This window comes from Lignipirellula cremea (assembly GCF_056501455.1).
Genome location: NZ_CM151415.1, coordinates 6,035,523 through 6,056,132, shown reverse-complemented (window position 1 = coordinate 6,056,132; position 20,610 = coordinate 6,035,523). Strand labels below are relative to the sequence as shown.

Annotated in this window: 18 protein-coding genes; 6 read left to right on the top strand and 12 right to left on the bottom strand. The window is 65.1% G+C overall.

Annotation, left to right across the window (positions count from 1 at the left end; translation table 11 throughout):
• The first annotated feature begins 47 nt into the window (after nucleotides 1-47).
• On the top strand, nucleotides 48-509 hold the full coding sequence (locus tag SH602x_RS23825; RefSeq protein WP_479474644.1) for a hypothetical protein: 462 nt from the start codon (nucleotides 48-50) through the stop codon (nucleotides 507-509).
• Between the two features lies 1 nt (nucleotide 510).
• Here SH602x_RS23825 and SH602x_RS23820 read toward each other — a convergent pair whose 3' ends face one another.
• The 4 genes from SH602x_RS23820 to SH602x_RS23805 all read right to left on the bottom strand — a co-directional run bounded on the left by SH602x_RS23820 (nucleotide 511) and on the right by SH602x_RS23805 (nucleotide 5,459).
• Nucleotides 511-2,508: an SLC13 family permease gene (locus SH602x_RS23820; protein WP_479474643.1), complete on the bottom strand. Its 1,998-nt coding sequence runs from the start codon at nucleotides 2,506-2,508 to the stop codon at nucleotides 511-513.
• Between the two features lie 292 nt (nucleotides 2,509-2,800).
• The gene (locus SH602x_RS23815; RefSeq protein WP_479474642.1) at nucleotides 2,801-3,586 is read right to left on the bottom strand and encodes an enoyl-CoA hydratase/isomerase family protein; all 786 of its coding nucleotides are present in this window, start codon (nucleotides 3,584-3,586) and stop codon (nucleotides 2,801-2,803) included.
• A gap of 256 nt (nucleotides 3,587-3,842) precedes the next feature.
• Nucleotides 3,843-4,097 (bottom strand): hypothetical protein, encoded by a 255-nt coding sequence (locus SH602x_RS23810; protein WP_479474641.1) that lies wholly within the window; start codon nucleotides 4,095-4,097, stop codon nucleotides 3,843-3,845.
• 282 nt (nucleotides 4,098-4,379) lie between these two features.
• Nucleotides 4,380-5,459 (bottom strand): mannose-1-phosphate guanylyltransferase, encoded by a 1,080-nt coding sequence (locus tag SH602x_RS23805; protein ID WP_479474640.1) that lies wholly within the window; start codon nucleotides 5,457-5,459, stop codon nucleotides 4,380-4,382.
• Nucleotides 5,460-5,839: 380 nt separating this feature from the next.
• On the opposite strand from SH602x_RS23805, the gene SH602x_RS23800 reads away from it, so the two are divergent.
• The 4 genes from SH602x_RS23800 to SH602x_RS23785 all read left to right on the top strand — a co-directional run bounded on the left by SH602x_RS23800 (nucleotide 5,840) and on the right by SH602x_RS23785 (nucleotide 9,722).
• Nucleotides 5,840-6,802, top strand: coding sequence for an eCIS core domain-containing protein (locus tag SH602x_RS23800; RefSeq protein ID WP_479474639.1), 963 nt, complete (start codon nucleotides 5,840-5,842; stop codon nucleotides 6,800-6,802).
• Nucleotides 6,803-6,966: 164 nt separating this feature from the next.
• Nucleotides 6,967-7,974, top strand: coding sequence for a leucine-rich repeat domain-containing protein (locus tag SH602x_RS23795; RefSeq protein ID WP_479474638.1), 1,008 nt, complete (start codon nucleotides 6,967-6,969; stop codon nucleotides 7,972-7,974).
• 13 nt (nucleotides 7,975-7,987) lie between these two features.
• Complete coding sequence (locus tag SH602x_RS23790) at nucleotides 7,988-8,320, top strand: hypothetical protein (RefSeq protein ID WP_479474637.1); 333 nt, start codon at nucleotides 7,988-7,990, stop codon at nucleotides 8,318-8,320.
• Between the two features lie 301 nt (nucleotides 8,321-8,621).
• On the top strand, nucleotides 8,622-9,722 hold the full coding sequence (locus SH602x_RS23785) for a trypsin-like serine peptidase (protein ID WP_479474636.1): 1,101 nt from the start codon (nucleotides 8,622-8,624) through the stop codon (nucleotides 9,720-9,722).
• A gap of 119 nt (nucleotides 9,723-9,841) precedes the next feature.
• Here SH602x_RS23785 and SH602x_RS23780 read toward each other — a convergent pair whose 3' ends face one another.
• The 3 genes from SH602x_RS23780 to SH602x_RS23770 form a co-directional block, all read right to left on the bottom strand.
• Complete coding sequence (locus SH602x_RS23780; protein WP_479474635.1) at nucleotides 9,842-11,287, bottom strand: excinuclease ABC subunit UvrC; 1,446 nt, start codon at nucleotides 11,285-11,287, stop codon at nucleotides 9,842-9,844.
• Nucleotides 11,288-11,391: 104 nt separating this feature from the next.
• Nucleotides 11,392-12,600 carry a YncE family protein gene (locus tag SH602x_RS23775; protein ID WP_479474634.1) on the bottom strand — a complete coding sequence of 403 codons (1,209 nt, stop codon included), beginning with the start codon at nucleotides 12,598-12,600 and terminating at the stop codon, nucleotides 11,392-11,394.
• Nucleotides 12,601-12,788: 188 nt separating this feature from the next.
• Nucleotides 12,789-14,621 carry a phospho-sugar mutase gene (locus SH602x_RS23770; protein ID WP_479474633.1) on the bottom strand — a complete coding sequence of 611 codons (1,833 nt, stop codon included), beginning with the start codon at nucleotides 14,619-14,621 and terminating at the stop codon, nucleotides 12,789-12,791.
• A gap of 833 nt (nucleotides 14,622-15,454) precedes the next feature.
• On the opposite strand from SH602x_RS23770, the gene SH602x_RS23765 reads away from it, so the two are divergent.
• Nucleotides 15,455-15,967 carry a hypothetical protein gene (locus SH602x_RS23765; RefSeq protein ID WP_479470638.1) on the top strand — a complete coding sequence of 171 codons (513 nt, stop codon included), beginning with the start codon at nucleotides 15,455-15,457 and terminating at the stop codon, nucleotides 15,965-15,967.
• Between the two features lie 106 nt (nucleotides 15,968-16,073).
• On the opposite strand, the gene SH602x_RS23760 is transcribed toward SH602x_RS23765, so the two are convergent.
• From SH602x_RS23760 to nadB, 5 genes are read right to left on the bottom strand one after another with little or no spacing between them, the layout of a single operon-like run.
• Complete coding sequence (locus SH602x_RS23760) at nucleotides 16,074-16,583, bottom strand: hypothetical protein (RefSeq protein WP_479474632.1); 510 nt, start codon at nucleotides 16,581-16,583, stop codon at nucleotides 16,074-16,076.
• Nucleotides 16,580-17,137 (bottom strand): hypothetical protein, encoded by a 558-nt coding sequence (locus tag SH602x_RS23755; RefSeq protein WP_479474631.1) that lies wholly within the window; start codon nucleotides 17,135-17,137, stop codon nucleotides 16,580-16,582. The genes SH602x_RS23760 and SH602x_RS23755 overlap by 4 nt, the downstream gene beginning before the upstream one ends.
• Nucleotides 17,134-17,643 carry a hypothetical protein gene (locus SH602x_RS23750; RefSeq protein WP_479474630.1) on the bottom strand — a complete coding sequence of 170 codons (510 nt, stop codon included), beginning with the start codon at nucleotides 17,641-17,643 and terminating at the stop codon, nucleotides 17,134-17,136. Before SH602x_RS23750 ends, SH602x_RS23755 begins: the two co-directional genes overlap by 4 nt.
• Entirely contained in the window at nucleotides 17,640-18,701 is a 1,062-nt protein-coding gene (locus SH602x_RS23745) for a hypothetical protein (RefSeq protein WP_479474629.1), read from the bottom strand. Before SH602x_RS23745 ends, SH602x_RS23750 begins: the two co-directional genes overlap by 4 nt.
• On the bottom strand, nucleotides 18,698-20,350 hold the full coding sequence (gene nadB, locus SH602x_RS23740; protein WP_479474628.1) for an L-aspartate oxidase: 1,653 nt from the start codon (nucleotides 20,348-20,350) through the stop codon (nucleotides 18,698-18,700). The genes SH602x_RS23745 and nadB overlap by 4 nt, the downstream gene beginning before the upstream one ends.
• Nucleotides 20,351-20,610 lie beyond the last annotated feature (260 nt).

The window sequence follows — 20,610 nt, the reverse complement described above, 5'->3', positions numbered from 1 at the left end:
CTACGCTACGCCTGACGACGATCTTCCTGCGACAGGCGACGACGACGATGGCGAAGCGAGCGCTTCTGGGACTTGCGGCGACGCTCGCGGGCTTGCTGGCGGCGGGCCTGGTCGTGGCAGCGATCGAGGCGATCGGTTCGCTCCTGCATCCGGAACTTGCCGAGAAGATGCAGGAGCCCACGAAGCTGCGCGTGGAAGAGATCCCTGCCGACGCCGTCGCGATCGTGCTCGTCGCTTGGTGCGCCGGCGCGGCGGCGGGATCGTTCGTCGCGGCGCTGCTCACCGCTCGCTGGCTGCGGCGTCGGTCGCTGATCCCCGCTTACGCCTTCGGCTTGCTGTTCGTCGCGGCCTGCATCGCCAATCTCTGGATGATCCCGCATCCGACCTGGATGGCGTTCCTCGGCATCGCGGCGCCTTCGCTGCTGGTCATGACCACGGCGAAGCTGACGCTCAGGAAGTTCTATCGACCGCGCTCGCTGTACGATGACCGGCTGTCGACGCCGGAATGATTCACCGCTCGCTCGCGTCCGCGTCCGCCGGCCCATCGACGGTTCGCTCTCCGGCCTCGCTCGCTTCCGTGGCGTCCACTCTGGGTATTTCGCCTGCGACCGCGGCAGGAGGAGAGTCGGTCTTCGGCTCCGTGACGGCCTCCGGCTGGAAGGGCCAGACGAGCGGCACCAGCGCGGTGGCGAGCACGCCCAGGATCAGGTTCAGCGGCACGCCGAAGCGGACGAAGTCGAAGAAGCGATAGCCGCCCGGGCCGTAGACCATCATGTTCGTCTGGTAGCCGATCGGCGTCGCGAACGCGGCGCTCGCCGCCAGGCAGAGCGTCATCAGCAGCGGTCGCGAATCGACGCCCAACTGATGCGCCGCCGCGACGCTGATGGGGAACATCAGGATCGCCGCGGCGTTGTTCGTGATGACGTTCGTGAGGACGGTCGTCGCGATATAGATCGCCGCGACGGCGGCGTAGGGCTTCCAGTCAGCGGGGACCAGCAGGGCCATGTCGACCAGGCCGCCGGCGATCATGGTCGCGACGCCCGTATTCTCGATCGCGGCGCCGACGCCCATCGCGGCGGCCACCGTGACGAGCACCGACCATTCGACGCTCTGCCGCGCGTCGCCCGCGCTGATGCAGTCGAACAGGACCATCAGCACCGCGGCCAGCGCCGCAGCGACGACGAGCGGAATCAGTTCCGTCGTCATCAGCAGCAGAAGCAGGGCGAAGATGCCGATCGAGAGCCACGCCCGATCGCGGCGGAGCGGGCGCCACTCGCTGATGCCGCTGACCAGGTAGAACGCCGGGTCGTTGCGATGGGCCCGTTCGAAGTGCGGATCGGTCTGCAGCAGCAGCGTATCGCCCGGTCGCAGGCTGACGTCGCCCAGCTTCTCGCGCAGACGATTGCCGCTGCGGTGAACGGCCACGACCGCGGCGCCGTAGACCGCACGAAAGTCGGCCTCGCGAATGGTCTTGCCCGTCAGCGGCGACATCCGGGAGACGACCGCTTCGACCAGTCGGCGGTTGACCTGCTTCTTCGGATTGACTTCGTAAGTCGGATCGACCGCCGGAACGAGGCCGGGGATCTTCTCCAGTTCGACGATGCTGCTCACGACGCCGGTGAAGATCAGGCGATCGTTCGGGCGAATGAAATCCTCCGGGCCGACCGGTCCGATCGCTTCGCCGCCCCGATCGATGGCGATCAGAAACAGGCCGGGAAGCTGTCGCAGGCCGGCGTCTTCGACGGTCTTGTCCGCGAGCCGGCAAGTCGGCTGAACGAGCATCTCGACCAGGTACTCCCGGCGGGATTCGCCCAGTTGCTCGACGAGTTCCTTGCGGTCGGGAAGCAGGGGCTTCGACAGCGCAAGCATGTAAAGCACGCCGACGATCGCGTACGGAATGCCCACCATCGAGATCTCGAACAGCCCGATGCCGGGCATCCCCTTCTCCTGCATCTCGGCGTTGACCAGCAGGTTGGTCGACGTGCCGATCAGCGTGCAGGTGCCGCCCAACGTGGCCATGAACGAGATCGGAATCAGCAGGCGCGAAGGGCTGATCTCTCGTCGACGGCACCACTCCAGCACGATCGGGACGAACATCGCCACGATCGGCGTGTTGTTCAGGAACGCGGAGGCCGGCACGATCACGAACGACAGCCGCGCCAGCGCTCCGGCGGAACTCGACGATTTTCCGAGAACTCTCGCGCCGACGACATCCAGCACGCCCGTCTCGCGCATGCCGGCCGCGACGATGAAGAGCAGCCCGACCGTGATGACGCTGGGATTGGCGAACCCGTCGAACGCCGCCGTCGGCGTGACGATTCCCAGAATGGCGAACGTCAGCGCCGCGGTCAGAAATGCGACGTCCGCCGCGACCAGATCCCAGATCAGCGTCGCCAGCAGCAGGCACGTCACGACGATCACGATCGCCGGCGGCAGCCAGGCATAGGCATGAACCGCGGCGTGCAGGTCGAACGACAGGGCGAGCGTCACCAGGCTGGAGAAGGACATAGAGATCGGCGACGCCTGGTCAGTCTCGTTCGGATTCCGTTCGGCCGGCCCCGGAAATCGCGGGCCCGATTTCGACGAAACTCGAATAAGTCACAGGGAGGGAAGGGCGCGGAATCCGCGATGAGCGACTTATCGACCGCCCGAACGCCTCCGCGCCAGCGCCGGACGCGGTCGGACGCTGCCGATCATCATATTTCCCGTCTGCGGGATCGCGGCGCCCCATCAGACGCCGCGGGGAACCAGCTAGCGTGCGCAGTCCGCCCAGTCCGCAAAGTCCGCAGGAACGGACGCCTCAGGCGCTCGGCGGATCGGTTTTCTCGACGAAGGCGAGTACGCCGTTACGTGCCGCTTCGGTTGTGCGGGCGGTCGCGGTCATCGCCGAACCGGCGGCCAGCCACGTCAGCACGTCCTCGCCGACGGTCTCGTTCAGCAGGCGCTTCGTCATGGCGATCGCCTCGGGAGCGCTCTGCGCGATCGTCTCGGCGAAAGCATGCGCTCGGACCCAGAGTTGCCGCTCCGGAACGATCTCGTGAAAGATGCCTGCCGCGCGGGCGGACTCTGCGTCGAGCGGCTCCCCCGTGAGCGCGACCCGCGCCGCGAGTCCCGCGCCGCCGCGAAAGGCGAGGAGGGCCGCCGCGTGTCCGGCCGCCAGTCCCCGCCTCGCCTCGGGCAGACCGAGTTTGGCCTCGGGCGTGGCGACGATCAGATCGCAGCTCAGCGCCAGCGCCGCGCCCCAGCCGATCGCGGGGCCGTGGATCGCGGCGATGACCGGCTTGGGAAATCGCAGAATCGTCTCCAGCAGCGCCTGGACCGCGGCGACGTCCTCGCGGTAGATCTCGAACGGATCCTCGTCCTGCTGCGCCTTGGAGAGTTCGACGAGATCGGACCCGCTGCAGAAGACGTCGCCCTCCGCCGCCAGGATCACCGCCCGCACGGACTTCGTCTGGTGCAGATCGGAGAACGCCAGTTCCAGATCGGCGATCGTCCGTCGCGAGAGCGCGTTCTTTCGCTCGGGCCGCCTCAGGATGATCGTGCCCGAGGGAGGATGAAGCTTGACGTCGAGCGTCGCGAAGGCCATGAGCGTTCTTCTTCGTAGGGTGGGTCTTGACCCACCTGTCGTCGTCACGACTGTTCGATAAGCAAGTCGAAGGGGGAGCGTCAGCCCGAGGTTCGTCGCCGTGCGCCGCTGTGTGCCATGCCCACATCGCCGGAGGCAGGGCGGGCATGCAATGGGCCGCCCGAACCTAACATGCTTACGCTGCTGCGCGACGTGGGCATGGCACACATCAGTGACGCCGAACGATCGACGGACCGCTACGAGAAGCGAGATTCCTTCACCCCCGTCGTCCCCGCCGGGGAGCTTTCACTTCGCGAAGCATCGGAACCAGCGGGCGTTCGTAGGGGCTCTCTTCCGAATCCTCCACCGACTCCGCAGCGGGCGAACCCCCCATGGAACTGCGACCGGGACCTGCGGTCCGACGCGACACGACCAGCCGCGGTCTGCCGGCGTAGGACGATGCGGCAGACTTCTTCCTCGGCGAAGCTGCCGAGGGGAGAGTCGCCTTGAACGAGTTTCGCGAGCGAGCCATCTTCCGCCGTCCGAGGGGAAAGGAACTCCTGACGAAATCGATACCGAGTCGCTGTCGAAGAAAGCGGATCCCCGCCGCGAGCGCTCTTCGAACGAGACGAATCGGCGATCGCTCCATGCTAGTTATCCGCTCAGCCGAAGCGATATCGACGAGCGGAATCGTCTGCGACGCCGATCGTTCTGAGGGCGCTGACGCGCTTCCGACTGCGTAGCATGCCAGCGCCGCTAAGCGACGTGGGCATGGCACGCACGCGTTTAGCAGGACACCGCATCTTTCGCGTCGTTACAGATAACGATCGTATCCCTGCGCTTCGAGTTCCTTCACCACGTCGCGCAGCGACTCCTCGTCGAAGCGCCGCGCGACGAGGGTCGCGTCGTCCGTATGGACGACGATCAGATCCTCGACGCCGACGGTCACGATGAGGTGATCGTCCTCCGTTCGCACGATGGAATTGCGCGTCCTGATCGCGACGTGCGGGCCGAGCCGGGCGTTGGCGTTCTCGTCGTTCTCGACCATGCGGCCGAGCGCCTGCCAGTTGCCCAGGTCGTCCCATTGGAAGGGCGCCGCCATCACTGCCGCACGATCGTAGCGTTCCATTACGGCGATGTCGATCGCTTTCCCGGAGAGCGATTCGAACTCCCGATCGAAGACTTCCCGCGCCTGCGGCGTCCCGCGCGCGGCCTCGATGCGCTCGAGCGCCGCGAGCATCTCAGGCTCGAACTTGCGCAGCGCTTCGACGATGGTCTTCGCCTTCATCACGAAGATGCCCGCGTTCCAGTAGTAATGGCCCGACGCGATGTACTCGGCGGCGACCATGCTGTTGGGCTTCTCGCGGAAGGTCTTGATTCGCTGCACGTCGCCCATCGGCGTCGCCTCGAGCGTCTCGCCCCCTTCGATGTAGCCGAAGCTCGTCGCGGGATAGCTCGGCAGGATTCCGAACGTGACGATCGCGTCCTGGTTGCGTTCGACGAAATCGACCGCCGTCGTCAGCGCCTGGCGGAACGTCGCCGCCGGGCGGATGACGTGATCGGAGGGCATCACCACCATCGTGGCGTCGGGGTCCGCCTTCAGCATTTGCAGCGCGGCCAACCCGACGCAGGGCGCCGTGTCGCGCTTGCACGGTTCGCCGACGATCTGGCTCTCGGGCACCTGCGGGACCTGCTCCCGAACGGCGTCGACCAGTTGCCGGTTCGTGATGATCAGCACGTTCTCCGGCGAGGTCAGCCCGTCGAGTCGGGCGACCGTATCCTGGATCATCGTCCTCTGACCCGAGAGCGCGAGAAGCTGCTTGGGGCGAGCGCGTCGGCTGGCAGGCCAGAACCGCGTGCCCGTGCCGCCGGCCATGATAAGAGCGTGAATCATCGCTGCGTTCCTGTTCGCCGACGGAGAAGGCTCGTCGGGGCTCGGCCCGAAGGCAGGCCGTTATCCGAAAATGTTCAGACGGGCCATTCTAGGCCAGATCGGGAGGGAGCAAGCCCGGCTCTTGACGGAGAGGATTCGACAGCCCTGTCGCGGCGCCCCTCTGCGGAGATGGACCTTGCGATTCGTTCGCTTGCCATGGCTGGCTTGTCCAGCCGTGCGGAGCGGCAGCGATGGCACACGGAGTCGCTGACATGCAGGCGCCGTTCGCGGAGCTTATGCTGAAAGGCAGATCCCTCGGCGCTCGCCCTCGCGTTTCCATCCTACAACCCGACATTCCTTTGCTCCCCATCTGCCTTCGTTTCTTCGCTCCGATGGTCGGCATGGCCTTGCTCTTGTTCGTCGTGCCGCTTCTCGCCGAGGAGCCCGTCGCGAACTCGCGTCCCCTCGTCGACGGCACGACGCTGGTCTATGCGTCGAAAGAACAGGCGGCGGAGTTTCTGGGGCAGGAGGACGAGTACACGCAGAGCCTGAGCGGCGTCGACCGCCGGATCCGGATGCAGGCCGCGGAAGATCCGGGCGACGAAGCCTTTCGTAAACACGCGTCCGAGGCCGCCCGCGACTGGTCGCCCGAGGAACTGACCGCGCTGAACGCCGCGTGGGATAAGGTCGTCCCGGCGTTGCAGAATCTGAGGGCGAAGCTACCGGCGGAGGTCCTGATGATCCGCACCACCGGCGCCGAAGAATCGAACGCCGCCTACACTAGGGCGAACGCGATCATCCTGCCGGAAAACGCGCTCGCCCGCGATCCGGCGAAGCTCGCGCGGCTGCTGGCGCATGAGCTGTTCCATGTCCTGAGCCGGGCGCAGCCGACCGTGCGGTGGGATCTCTATCGCATCATCGGCTTCGAACCGTGCGAGCTGACCGAAGTCCCCGAGTCGCTCCTGTCGCGGAAGATCACCAATCCCGACGCGCCGCTCTGGAACACCCGGATCCAGATCGGCAAAGCGGGCGAAGAGGTCGACGGCGTGCCGGTTCTGCTCGCTCGCGTTCGCGACGGCGAGCCGCAGACGAAAGGAAGCCTGTTCGAGGCGATGGAGTTCAAGCTGCTCCTGGTCGAAAAGTCCGGCGACGCGTGGAAGCCGATGCGGGCCGACGAGCGTCCTCTGCTGGTCGATCCGCGGAGCGTGCCGACGTTCGGCGAAAAGATCGGCAAGAACACCCCCTACATCATCCATCCCGACGAAATCCTGGCGGAGAACTTCGTCCACGCGATCTTCGACTCGCCCGACCTGCCCGATCCGCAGATCGTCGAGCAGCTCGATCAGATCCTGTTCCGTCCGTGAGGGGATGAGAGCCAGCCGCGACGTCGCTTCAGGCGTCGCGGACAATGCTTCGAAACCGTAGGGTGAGTCATTGACCCACCTCCTCCTGGGTTGCACGAAAGCTGAGAACGGTGGGGCAATGACCCACCCTACGGATACCTGCTCTCGTTCCGCTTCGACTCGCGATGATCGCCCCGCCTTCTTCCTCCGCCAGCGACGACCGCGACGATCTCGAAGTCGCCGACAACCCGTCGACTTTCGACGCGCCGTCCGACGGCTCGTTCGTGCGCGGAACGGTGGAGGAACGGCTGAAGCGCCGGGCGCTGCAACTGCTCGTGCTGGCGGGGCTCGCGGCGCTGCTGTTCGGGTCGATTCAGGCCTGGAGGATCCGGTCGGAAGGGCTGAGGCAGCGCGAGGTCGTCGCGGCGCTCCAGCAGGCGGGGTTCAAGGTGGACGAGCGGTCCGCGCCGTCGGCCGGATGGCTGGCCGACCTGTTCGGCGAGGAGTTCTTCACCGCGCCGACGGCGATCGTCGCGTCCGGTCCCGCGGTCGACGACGCCGCGGCGGCCCGACTGAGCGAGCTGCCGACCCTGGAGAAGGTGACCCTCTCGGGCGCGCAGATCGGCGACGCGACGATGGCGAACCTCGCCGGCCTGAAGGAGCTTCACGCCCTGTATCTGGCCGATACGTTCGTTTCGGATAAGGGGCTCGTCCTGCTGGCGGCGCTTCCCCGGCTGGAACGGCTCGACCTGACGCGGACGCAGGTGAAGGGTCCGGGCCTCGACGCCGTGGCGAAGTTGCCCGCGCTGCGGAGCCTGTGGCTGGACGGCACGACGCTCGATGCCGACGCGCCGCAGCGGCTCTCCGCGTCGCCGTCGCTGGTCTACCTGTCGCTGAAGTCGACCGGCGTCGGCGGCGAATCGCTGGCGTCGCTGGAGAAGATCAAGACGCTGCAATCGCTCTACCTGGACGAGAACGAGCTGACCGACGCCGACATCGCCTCCCTCGCCGAAGCCCGGCAGCTCACCAACACCCTCTCGCTCTACGGCGCCCCGATCACGGACGCCTCCGTCGAGAACCTCGGCAGGTTCTCCAGCCTCAAGACCCTCTCCCTGGAGCAGACCCGCCTCACGCCCGAGGGCCTCGCCATGCTCCAGCGGATTTTGAAGGAGACGCGGATTCTATATCCGTAGGGGGCGTCGATTCTTGCTCAACGCCGGACGCGGGTCTCCCGACTTCGCTCTCATTCACATCGGCGGCGCAGTGGTCGAAGAACCGAAACCGAACGCCGGTATCCTCCGCCTTCCGTTTCTAACGATCTTCGCGTGGATCGCGTTCCTCCTCGCGATCGCCGCTCTTCTGATTCCGCCGGCGGGCGTCGCGGTCCCGATTGCGCTGGCCGCTGCCGGCTTCGCCTGCGCGGGGCTGGAGCTGACTTCCGCCGAAGAGACGGGATGTCTGGCGATGCTGGCCGTCTTTCTGAATTTCGTCCTGCTCGGCCTGCTGCTGATGCTGTCGTTCGCTGTGGCGGTCCTCTGACCGATGTCGTCTCGCACGTTGGGTGGCCCGGCTTGCTCGTCAAGCCGGGTCGCCGCAGGCGACAAGAAAATCGACGTCGCCGGCCCAGATGCTCAAGGCACAGCGCCATCAAGCTTTCTTGCGGCTACGCCGCCCAGGTTGACGAGCGCCCTGGGCCGCCCACGGCCGACTTTCAGCCGCGAAAGGGGCCGTTTGCGCGCGCAATTGTTTAAGATGGGCGGGCACGAGCGCCTCTCGTGGAAGGTGCGAGCAGCCCTCGATATCGCCGTCGCCGTTCACACGAGGCGTCAAGGAGATCGAAATGAGAGACTCTCGGCCCATTCGCTGCCTAGCGATCCTCGCGACAATCTCGCTTACGATCGTTGCCGCCGTGCGCGGGCAAACGGCGTTCGACGACGAGGCGCCGCAAGCCGAGTATTACCCGTTCGTCGTAGCCGAAATGGTCTACGGGCGGCTGGCTCCGGAGCCCGAGCTTCCTCCCTGCTTCGTGCCGCTTCCGCCGAAGTCGATCGAAAACAAGCTTGGCGGCCTCGGTGCTGCGATCGCCGAGGATTACGTCTACCGAACAAAAGTTTCCTTCGACCGCGTGATCGGACTGAGCGAGTCACTCGAGCCCGAAGGCGACGGGAACTGGTCGATCGTTCGAAACACCCGAAAGAAGCCGTATCGCGCCGTCTGTCGCATTCGTACGGAATGGGACAAAGGTCGTGACACCTTCGGCACCGCGTTCTTCGTTGCGCCGCGCGTACTCTTGACCTGCGCGCACAACATCTGGGACACCTCGCGCGCCGGAAAGAATCATTGGTCGCCAGGCTACTGCGAGAAGATTTATGTCACCCCCGGACAGAACGGCGCCGCTACGCCTTACGGGACCATCGAGTCTCAGGGATTTCTTATAACGGAAGAGTACATAAATAGGCCGGACTCTGCGGACTACGACTTCGGCTGGATTGTTCTGCCGGACGAAACGTTTTGGAAAAGTCGGATCAAGTACGCCTTTCAGTATGCGATCAAGAATCCGAAACAAGGCAAGGACGAACCGGCGTGGAAAGGTCTTCCCAACGGGTTGTTGGGCAAACGCGACTTGAGGTCTCTGGGTTACCCGGGGACCCAAATGCGAGAGGATTTCGAAGAGCGAGACCACGGCGTCTTTCCGCGCAAATTCTTTCACTATCACTCGAACGATGACGGATGCAGCGGCGGACCGATGTTCTGGCAGCAGGGCGAGTACCGCTTGGTCGCTGGCATTCTGAGCAAGAAAGTCTCAGGCGGGAGGTCAGGATTCGCGACGCGAATGACAGACGACGTAGTGGCAAGAACGAAGGAAATCGTGAAGTCGTATGGCTACGGGAAACATTCCCTCAGGCTCACGGATGACGCTTCACTTGGACAAGGCGACTGACCCACTTTCGCGGCGTTCGCGGTCAGGTTTACTACGGGTTTGCATGCTCTGGGAGGTCATTCAAGAGCGTTAACGATCTGCATGAGCGGGACGCGGACTGCACGCGAAGAGATCGCGCCCTACTCCAAATCCGCCTTCCGCTTCAGCAAATGATGATAGTGCTGGGCGAAGCGGTGGGCTTCGTCGCGGACGTACTGGAGCAGGCGGAGGGCGAAGCTGCGGCGGGTGAGGGCGAGGGGTTCGGACTCGCCGGGGCGGAAGATCAGTTCCTCGCGCTTGGCCAGCGAAATGAGCGTGGGGGGGACGATGCGGAGCGCGTCGAAAGCGGCCTGCGCGGCGTTGAGTTGGCCCTTGCCGCCGTCGATGAGGAGGATGTCGGGGAAGGGCTGGTCGTCCTCCGACAGGCGCTGGAAGCGACGCGCGACGACCTCGTGCATGCTGCGGAAGTCGTCGACGCCGGCGACCGATTTGATCTTGTAACGCCGGTAGCCGGGCTTGAACGGCAGGCCGTCGAGGAACGTCACCACGCTGGCGACGGTATGCGTGCCGCCGAGATGGGCGATGTCCATCCCCTCGATCGTGCGCGGCGTCTTGTCGAGCTTCAGCGCCTTCTTCAGGCCGGTCAGCCCCTTCTTCGGATCGACCCAGAAGACTTCCGGCTGGGCATGCTCGTCCAGTTCGCCCCGGTTGTCGAGCTTCTCGAGCATGCGGATCTCGTCGCGCAGCTTCGCCGCCCGTTCGAACTGCCGGGCCTCGGCAGCGGCCATCATCTCCTCGGTCATCGATTTCAGCAGCTTGCGCTTCCCCCCTTCGAGGAACTGCTGCAGGCGTTTAATGTCGCGCTTGTAATCCTCGACCGAGATGCGGAAGTTGCAGGGCGCCGTGCACTGGCCGATGTGGGCCAGCAGGCAGGGGCGATACCAGCGCCACTTCTGGTCGCCCTCTTCGATGTCGAGCCCGCAGGTGCGGAACTTGAAGACGCGCTGCAGGGCCTGCATGGCGCCGCGGAGCGCCCCGACGCTGGTGAAGGGGCCGTAGAGCTTCACGCCGGAGGAGCGGGGCGTGCGGGTGATCTCCACCCGGGGGTAATCCTCGTGCGTGGTGATCTGCAGGTAGGGGAAGGTCTTGTCGTCCTTCCGCTCCTTGTTGTGCTTCGGCTGGATGTCCTTGATCAGCCGGGACTCGGTCAGGAGCGCGTCGACCTCGCTTTCGCATTCCAGGAAGTCGATGTCGGCGATCTCGCCGACCCAGACGGCGGTGCGGGCGTCCTCGGTCGCGGCCTTGAGGAAGTAGCTGGTCGCGCGGCTGCGGAGGTTCTTCGCCTTGCCGACGTAGATGACGCGACCGTGGGCGTCCTTCATCAGGTAGACGCCGGGCGTCTGCGGAAACTTGCGGACCTTTTCCGAGGCGAACCCCCAGCCGCGCGGCCCCCCCTCGCCGTGGGAGAAGTTCTCGCGGGTCAGGGCCTCGGCGACGATTTCAGCTTCGGCGACGATCGGATCTTCGGCGGAAGGTTCGTCGTCGCGCTCCGTATCGCCTTCGCGATCTTCCTCCGTGTCGTCCATTCCGGCAAACCGCACCTGTCGAACTCAGGAAGCCGTCGTCAGTCCGTCGACAGCGAAAATCTTCGTCTGCACGCAGCCGGCGAGAGAGCGTTCAAGCGTCTGACTCACTTGTCGATGATCTTCACCCTGGGCTTGGAAGTCGTCCCCTGCGCTTCGCGCTCCTTGACGGGAAAGATGTAGACGCCCGTCGGCACCACGGCACACAGCGACTTGCCGTCTTCGGAAACGCGCAGTCGGCCCGATTCGTACATCGAGAAGTTGACGTTCACGACCCGCCGAAAATTAGCCATGACCGAATCCCGACCGACGGGATGGAGATTGGCGATCACCGTGCTGCGCACGTCCCCTTCGATAACCAGAGGCTTGTCGAGAGGGTAGGAATCGGCGAGCAGCTTACCGTCTGGGCCGTACTCCTGAATGCTGAGTTGGTTGTGCCGCATTACATAGAGCGAATCGGACTTCGAATTGAATGCGGCAGCGATGACGGGGGCTCCGCTAAGCGTGCCGAGTTTTCCGCCTTTCGCGTCGTACAGGTGGCATCCGTCTTCCTCAGGGCGGGCCATGCGCGACCCATCGGCGGAACTAGCCAACTCGTAGTAGAAGCACTGCAGATTGGCCAGCTCGATCAAGGACTTGCCTGCGAAGTCGTACCGATGAAGCGCTCCGGAACTAGTGTTTCCCTCGCCGATGAAAGCCGTCCGACGATCGCCGCTGACCGCGATGACAGAATCCATCCTGACTCTGCCGAGCTCCTCGACCGAGTCATCCGGATTGATCCTGCGCAGCGTCACTCCGCCCGAACCGGAATAGGTGGTCGAGAACAGGATCGAGTCGTCGGCGCCGACTCCGACGCTGAATACGCCTAGCTCGCCGTGTCCGGCTTTGTATCGGATCCGAATGAATTCCATGTCATCGGCAGTCTTCCAGTCCAGGTTCAGCTTGTAGACGTATTCCCCCTCGATGGGTGCGATAGCCAGAAACTTGGCTTCGGACGCAATGTCGATGCCCTGGAGATTGCCCAGGAGGTCGATCGATTCCAGGACCTTGCGCTCCTTCATGTCGACCACGACCAGCTGCTTGAGGGTCGTGACGTAGAGACGCTCGCGGATGTGGTCGTAAACGCAGTCCTTGGCCTCAGGAACGGGAATGAAAAACCCCGGGGCCTTCTCGCCGTCTTCTTGGGCAGCCTTCGAAGCGTCGCTGCCTTCCTTATCGATCAACTGCGGCTGGGCATACGCCGCCGAGGCGAACAAGAGCAGGGCTACGAGCGTTCCCGCGAAGCCGACACAAGACTGGCTCGACAACTTCAACATGGTTCGACGATCCTTAGAGTTGAAAGGTGCCTGCTACCGGCGGTTGAAGAAAAGCCTTGGATTCGTCGGGATCGTAGGCAGCGCAAAGCGCCTTTCGCGAATCCGTGTCGAATCGCAGTGAGAACGACAGGTGGGTCAAGACCCACCCTACGAAAGAGGAGCTTCCGCGTCACGCTTTCGCCCCGCCCCTACAGGCTCTTCAGCATCCCGGCGAGGTCGGCGGAGAGGGCGTCGAGGCGGGTTTCCAGCTCGGCCTTCTGCACGTCCAGGTCGTAAAGCTGCTCGGCAGGGAGGCAGGCGAAGAGATAGATCTTCACCTTATTCTCCGTCCCCGACGGGCGGACAGCGAGGTAATTCCCCGGCTCGGCCAGCTCCAGAATCACCATGTCCGCCCGGGGGGGCCAGGCATATTCTTTCGTCGAGCTTCGCTCGGGCAAGGCGCGCTGATTCTCGAAATCGAGCGACGTCGCGACGGCCATGCCGCCCAGCGTCGCGGGGGGCTGCTCGCGGAAGATGGCCATCAAAGCCGCCTTCTTCCGCGCGCCAGGTTCGCCGTCCTCCATGCCCAGGTTGATCAGTCGCTCGGCATGCAGGCCATGCTGCCAGTAAAGATCGTCCAGCTTCTCGTGCAGCGACTTGCCCTGGCTCTTGAGCTGCGCGGCGAGTTCCGCCATCAGCATGCAGGCGACGGCGCCATCCTTATCCCGGGCGTAGGTTCCCACGAGGTAGCCGTGGGACTCTTCGGATCCGAAGACGAAGCCCTCGGGACCGACCTCGTCCATCCGTTCGCCGATCCATTTGAACCCGACGTGCAGGTTGCCCTCCGTCCGGACGCCGTAGGAGTGGGCGATCTTGCGAATCATCTCCGTCGTGACGAGCGTCTTGACGACGTAGGACTTCGGGGAGAGACCGCCCCCCTTCTTCTTCGATTCGCAGATGTAATCCGTCAGCAGGGCGCCGAGCTGGTTGCCGGTGAAGGTCTTCCACTCGCCGGCGGTATCGGTCGTCACCGGCGCGGCCGCGCCCATGCGATCGGCGTCGGGATCGGTCGCCAGGATCAGATCGGCGCCGGTCTGCTTCGCGTGCGCGACGATCGCGTCGAACACGGCGACGTTTTCCGGGTTGCTGCTGTGGCCGGGAACGTTGGGGAAGTCGGGATGCGTCTCGGCATGCGGGCCGTAGATCTCGACCTCCTTGAAGCCCGCCCGGGCGAGCAGCGGAACGACCGCCGAGGCGCCGACGCCGTGCAGCGGGGAGAAGATGATCTTCGCGTCGCGGGGACCGGGGAAGCCCTGGGCGCTGGCCGCTTCGACGTACGCCCGATCGGTTTCGTCCGCACAGTAGATGACGTCGCTCTTCTGCAGGGCTTCCTCGAACGGGACGCGTTCGATCTTGCTGACTCGCTTCACCCGTTCGATCACGGCGCTGTCGTGCGGCGGAACCAGTTGTCCGCCGGTCGACCAGTAAACCTTGACCGCGTTATCGCTGGGGGGGTTATGGCTGGCGGTGACCATGATCCCGCAGTGGCACCCCTTGAGCCGGACCAGGAACGAGAGCGCCGGCGTGCTGCGATAGTCTTCCAGGAAGAAGACCTTGAACCCGGCGGCGACCATGACCTCCGCACAGAGCTCGGCGAACCGCCGGGAGTTGTGCCGGACGTCGTACGCGATCGCGCACTTCAGGCCCGACTCGGTCGGCAGAATCTCGCGGACGTAGTCGGCCAGGCCCTGGGCGCTCTCGGCGATGGTGATGTCGTTGATGCGGTTGCATCCGATGGGGTACATCCGCCCGCGGCGCCCGCCGGTGCCGAAGGGAAGGACCTCCAGGAAGGCCGCGTCGAGCTCCTTCCACTTCGCCTGTTCGACGTGGGCGACGATCTCGGGAACGGCGAGGGCGTAGAGCGGCTGATCGAGCCAGATCTCCACGTTCCGCACCGACGATTCCGACATCAGGCCAGCCTCGCGGGCGGCGGCGAGCTGCTCCTTGACGAGCGCGATCCGATCGGCGGTGACGGCGGACATGCGAGCCTTTCGATGCGACGCCCATGCTTTCAGGGCGGCAGTTGCGAGTCGGGGAGAGAGCGTCGCGACCGGCGGTTCCGGCCCCTCTCAGAAGCGAGGGGAGGGCAGGGGAGGCCGGCGCATCTCGCGACATTATCGTCTCTTCCCGTCCGCCAACAACCTGAGCGGGAGCGGAGGAAAGTTCGGGGGCGTCGCTGCATCCCTTTTGGCTTATTGCCCGGAAGCTGTCGGTCGGGAGGCAAGTCGAAAGCGTCGGGTGGCGCTGGTTGTCTCCAACCAGCGTCCGCGCAGCGGATCGGAGGCCTCAAGGGCGTGCCAGAACCCATGCAGCCGGGCCGCATTCGCCCGGGTCGGTTCCGGCGCTTTTGTAAGCGAGACGGCGACTTTGTTTCATACGCGATCTGAGGCCTCCGACGGGCTACGCCCGCGCCGGTTGAGACAACCGGCGCCACCCGAAAACCGAGCGCTTCCTGGTGAGACTTGACGCAACGAACCGGTGAGCCCCGGCAACGTCCGTTCGCTTTTCGCCACGCGGCGAGCAAGTCCGGTTTCCGCGATCGGGCCCGATCCAGCCGCGGGCGGAGAGTTTTTCCGCGACCTCTGACGACGGGAGAAAGGCTGCGAAAACCCGCGAAATACCGGGTGAACGCGACAGCAGAGGCGTATCGGGAAGGCGCTGGAGGCGCCGGGAACCGGCTTCGTCGGCAGGAAGGGACGGGCGTGGGGCGCTTCTCGGCGCTCGCTTCGCGTCACTCTTCCAGAACGACGACGCGAGGGGGCCGGCAGCCGCTTCCCCCGAGCGAGCTAAGCCCCCGTCTCCGGAGACCGCATCGATGTTTCGAAAAGTCCTGTTGCCCGCGCTGATCGCGGTGATCGCTCTGTCGGCGTTCTCGAGCGACGCCTTCGCTCAGAAGGGTCCGAACGGCCCGAAGCGTCCGGCTAGCAAGACGCCGATGGAGTACTTCAAGATCTACTCCATGACCGGGGCGACGCTCAGCTACACCGGCTGGCAGTACTGCGACTACGCCCGGCAGATCGCTCTGTACAACGGATACGGCGACGCCTCGACCCAGGGCTCCTTCACCAAGGGCCAGGAGTACGCTTACTCCAGCTTCTACTACGGCTACTACGGTTACGAGTACGGCTACCGGGACTGGGTCGTCATGGCGGGCGATATGGCCGTCGCGTCGCGCAATTACGAGCAGGCCATCTACAACTATCTCCTGCCGACCTATCAGAAGAACCCGACCAAGCTGCAGACGATCATGGACGTCGTCTCCGGAGCCGTGGCGTACGAAGACCTGGCTCAGCAGTACTTCTACTACGCCGTCTCTTTCGTGAAGTAGGCCCGCGCGGAAGGCCTGCTCTGCGCCCTCGACGATCGTCGTCGAGGGCTTTTTTCATTTGACGCCGAAGCAGTCGAATCGCCGGGGCTTTCCGCCGAAGCGACGCTCATCGCGCGCCCGGGCCCGGCAGCGAGCCGTGCGCGACCTTCCACAGGCCCATTCGGATGCCGTGCCGCCGGAGGATCTGCCGGCTGTCGCGCAGGAGGAAGAACGCGACGACCACCTTCATCAGCGGTACGCAGATCAGCGCCGCGAGGATGAAGGCGGCCAGACGCGAACGGTTGGAGAACGCCTGCATGCGGTAGGCGAGGATCGCCGCCGGCGCATGCATGGCGAGCGATAACGACCAGACGATCTCGCGCGCCGTTTGCGGATTGACCGGGACTCGCTCGACGACGCTTGCGGGCAGCACGTACGAGTCCACGAAAGTCCAGGCGATCGCCAGCGGGAACGCGATCAGAAACCACCCGCGATCGAACGCCAGGCGACGGATCTCCCGCGGCGACAGGATCGGCGGACCGCTCGGACGGACGTACGTCCCCAGCGAACCGTCGGCCGGCAGAGCGCTCGCTGCGTCGTCGCCGGAGAAGCGATACGGATTCCCGTCGTCGGTCATGGCGTCGGCGTCGAAGGGAGCGGCTGAGCGCCTGCTTTCGGAAGCGACTTCCTGTCGGCGCCGAAGAGGTTCGCCGGGATGCCGTGCCGGTTCAGCGCCCATGCCGCCCGGGATTGCAGGTAGGGCAGCATCAGCAGCAGGATCGGCGGGTACATCGCGACGAACCAGAGAACGAAGCCGAGCCAGGTCGGATGCGTGCGCGACGCGATCGCGAGGACGAAGACCAGGCCGCCGACCCACGCGACCAGCACGACGAGGCCCATCGCCCCGAACAGCGCCGCGACGAGGGCTTGCTGTCCCTCAGGAATGCTGGCGAAAGCCGCCGGAGCCTCGATCGGAGCGACGGCCGTCACGACCCAGACGAACGACCAGAGCGCCAGCGGAACCGCGCAGATCCAGAGGCCTCGCTGCGAGGACGCCAGGATCCGGACGTCGTTCGCGCTCAGCTTTCTTCCCGTCTCCGGCTGCCGGAAGGGCGACTCAGGGTCGTCGCCGTCTTCGCGATCGCTTTCGACCGCGGCGAAGCGATAGGGATTGTTCGCGTCGTCGGTCATAGCGAACTGGGTCGCCAGAAGGAGCGTTCGGAGTCCGCTTGGGAGAAGTCGTCCTTAAGCCACCCTAAGCGGACGTTGTGCCTGAGGAGCGTTCGCTTCGCGTCGCGTATCAGGAGCAGCGCCAGGAACACGTTCGTTCCGGGAGAAAGCAGCCCGATCGACTCCAGCCATGCGACGCGTCGGTCGAGAAGCGGGATCATCTTCGTGCCGACGACGTAGAGGCCGACCACGGCGATCAAGCAGAGGATGCCCGCGACATCGTGCAGCAGCGACGTGCCATGGGGAACGCCCTGGACCGATTTTCCGTGGGCCCAGACCAGATAATGGACGAAGAGAAACGTTGCGCAGCATCCGCAGATCGTTCCCGCGAGCGCGGCGAGATAGCGTCTCCCACGAGAGATGCTTCGTAGTTCCGCCAGGGTCAGACGCCGGCGAATCTCCGACGCTGTCGTCGGTTCTTCAGGCGCGCCGCCGGTGAATCGATAGGGATTGTCCTCTTCGCTCATGGTTCGACCACGGAGGCGAGCGTGATTTCCTCCTCGACGGCTCGGGAGAAGTCGGACCGCAGCCAGCCGACGCGGACGCTTCGCTCTTCGAGCGCCTGCCGAGCCTCGCGAAGGATCAGGATCGAGACGACGACGTTCGAGCCCGGGAAGATCAATCCGCATGTTTTGTACTCGAAGCGTGACGAACGCAGCGCCTCCATGACGCGGATGCCGGAGAGGAGCGTTCCGATCGCGGCGGCGCCGAGGACCAGGCAGGCGATCATCGAGAGGCCCTCGAACAGCGTTAGGTCCTTCAGGACGATGAATTGACTATACGGATCGAGCGCGGCCGCGACGCCGCACAGCATCGCTCCCGCGATCTGAACGGCCAGAAACAGGACGATCGAGCGACGACCTGCCGAGACGGACTTCAGGTCCCGAAGCGACAGCCAGCCGCTCGGCTGCTCGGGGACGATCGCTTCCGGGGTCGCGCTCCGGAAGATCCAGTTCGGATCGTCGTCGACGGGAAGACGCGAGAGCGAGGATGGGCTCGCGCGGAGGACGAAAGCGGTCCAGTCGGCGTCAGGTCGCGAATAGTCGCAGCCGAGCCAGAGGAAGCGCACGCCTCGATCGAGAAGCGTCCGCTTCGCGTCGCGGAGGATCGAAAGCGCGACGAACACGTTGAGCCCCGGGATCAGCAGACCCAGCGTCTTCAGGCCGACTCGGCTCGCGTCGGTCGTCTCCAGCAGGCGTCTGCCGGCGAGGAACATCGCGATCAGGCCGACCCATACGCCGACTTGCCCGGCCATGAACAACAGACCGTACGCTTCGTCCGACACCGAAGAGATCGGAGCGTGTCGGTGCGGCGACGTGACGACGGCGTGCCGCACGCAGAGGAAGATCGTCAGCAGAATCGAATGTAGGAGTTCGACCGTCGCCAGCGAAAGGAAGCGCCGCCGCACCGCGATCGCCCGCAACTCATGCGGCGGTATCGAGCGGTAGAGACGCCGACCTGTCGCCCGGGCGACTTTACCTGTCGTGCGGACGGAAGAATCCTTGCCGACCGAGCCTTCGCTCACGCCGTTTCCTGCTTGAGCGCAGGCATGGTCGTGTCGACGGGATCGAGGGCGCCGCCGGAGAAGGCGATGTGGCGCTCGAACGAAGGGTCGAGATCGGGAAAGTCGGCCCGCCAGTGGACGCCGCGAGTCTCTTCGCGGAGGAGCGCGGCCCGAGTCATCAGGGTGCCGACCTGCAGCAGGTTTTGCAGTTCCCAGCCGGCGTGGGCGTAGAAGGTTTGCGACAGGGCGAAGAAGGACCAGGTCGCCAACTGTTCGTCGGCCTCTTGCAGAGCGGGCCGATCGCGTCGGACGCCGACCGAGCGCCACATCTGCGCCTTCAGCGCCCGCGTCAGGTCGTCGACGTCGAGGGTCGCCTCGCTCGGCTTGGGAGCGACCGCCTGAATCGGCGACACGACGAACGAATCGGGCGAATCGAGCGCCGCCTGCGAAGCCTGCTCGCCCGCCCGCGCGCCGAACACGAGGCCCTCCAGCAGGCTGTTCGACGCCAGACGATTCGCCCCGTGCAGGCCCGAGGAGGTCACCTCGCCCGCGGCCCACAGACCGGGCACGGTGGTCCGTCCGTCCATGTCGACGGTGACCCCGCCGATCATGTAGTGAGCGCCGGGCCGGACCGGGATCAGATCCCGCGTCACGTCGAAGCCGAAGTCGCGAACCGTGGCGTCGATGCCGGGGAAGCGCTGTCGCACCAGATCGGGATCGAGATGTCGCAGGCTCAGGTAGACGTTCGGGTGCCGCGTCTTCTCCATCTGGCTGAAGATGGCCCGGCTGACCGCGTCGCGGGGAGCTAGTTCCAGCCTCGGATCGTAATCCTGCATGAACCGGTGGCCGTTGCGATCGAGCAGGTAGGCGCCCTCGCCGCGAATGGCTTCGGTGATCAGGCTGCGCGACGAACCGGCGATGTAGAGCACCGTCGGGTGGAACTGCATGAACTCCATATCGCGAACTTCGGCGCCCGCGCGGAAGGCGATCGCCTGGCCGTCGGCGGTCGCGACCGGCGGATTCGTCGTCTCGCGATAGACCTGCCCCGCGCCGCCCGTGCAGAGGATCGTCTGCTTGGCCCAGACGAGGGTCGGCCCGCCTGACGGCAGATCGACGATCGCGCCGCGGCAGCCTTCGTCGTCGGTGAGCAAGTCGATCGTGAAGCTGTTCTCCCAGACGATCACGTTGGGAAGTTCGCGGACGCGCTGCATCACCGCCCGCATGATCTCCTTGCCGGTCGAGTCGCCGTTCGCGTGGGCGATTCGGTTATGGCTGTGCCCCCCTTCGCGACCCAGCAAAATGGCGCCGTCCGCCTCGTCGAACTGCGTCCCCCAGCCGACCAGTTCGCGAATCCGCTCGGGCGCCTCGCGGACGACCTTCTCCACGACGTCGCGATGGCAGAGGGTGCCGCCCGCGGAGAGGGTGTCCTCGACGTGATCCTCGAAGCGGTCTTCGGGATCGAGCACGCCGGCGATGCCGCCCTGGGCGTACTGGCTGTTCGATTCCCGCAGGCGGTCCTTCGTGGCGACCACGACGGTCAGCGACGGGTCGACGGCGATCGCCGCCCGCAGCCCCGCCAGTCCGCCGCCGATGATGAGCACGTCGGCGAAGAAGTGCGGGTTTCGCTTCGGATGGAAACCGACGAGATAACGACGGGCGTTCGACTTCATGCGGTGAACGTCATTGGAGAAAGATCGCGGACGGAGCGAACTCGTTCGTCGATCCGGCTGGATCCGTAAGACTTGCGTGCCAGGGCTGGATTGTCCAGCCGTGCCTTAGCGATCGGCTCTCAACCCCACGAACGGGTTCGCCGACGAACGAACCCGGATCGTCGCTCGAACGAGAATTTCGCACGGCTGGACAAGCCAGCCATGGCACCCGGGAATACTCCTTTCGCTTCGGCCCAATGATTCCGAAGGGCGGAACCGAA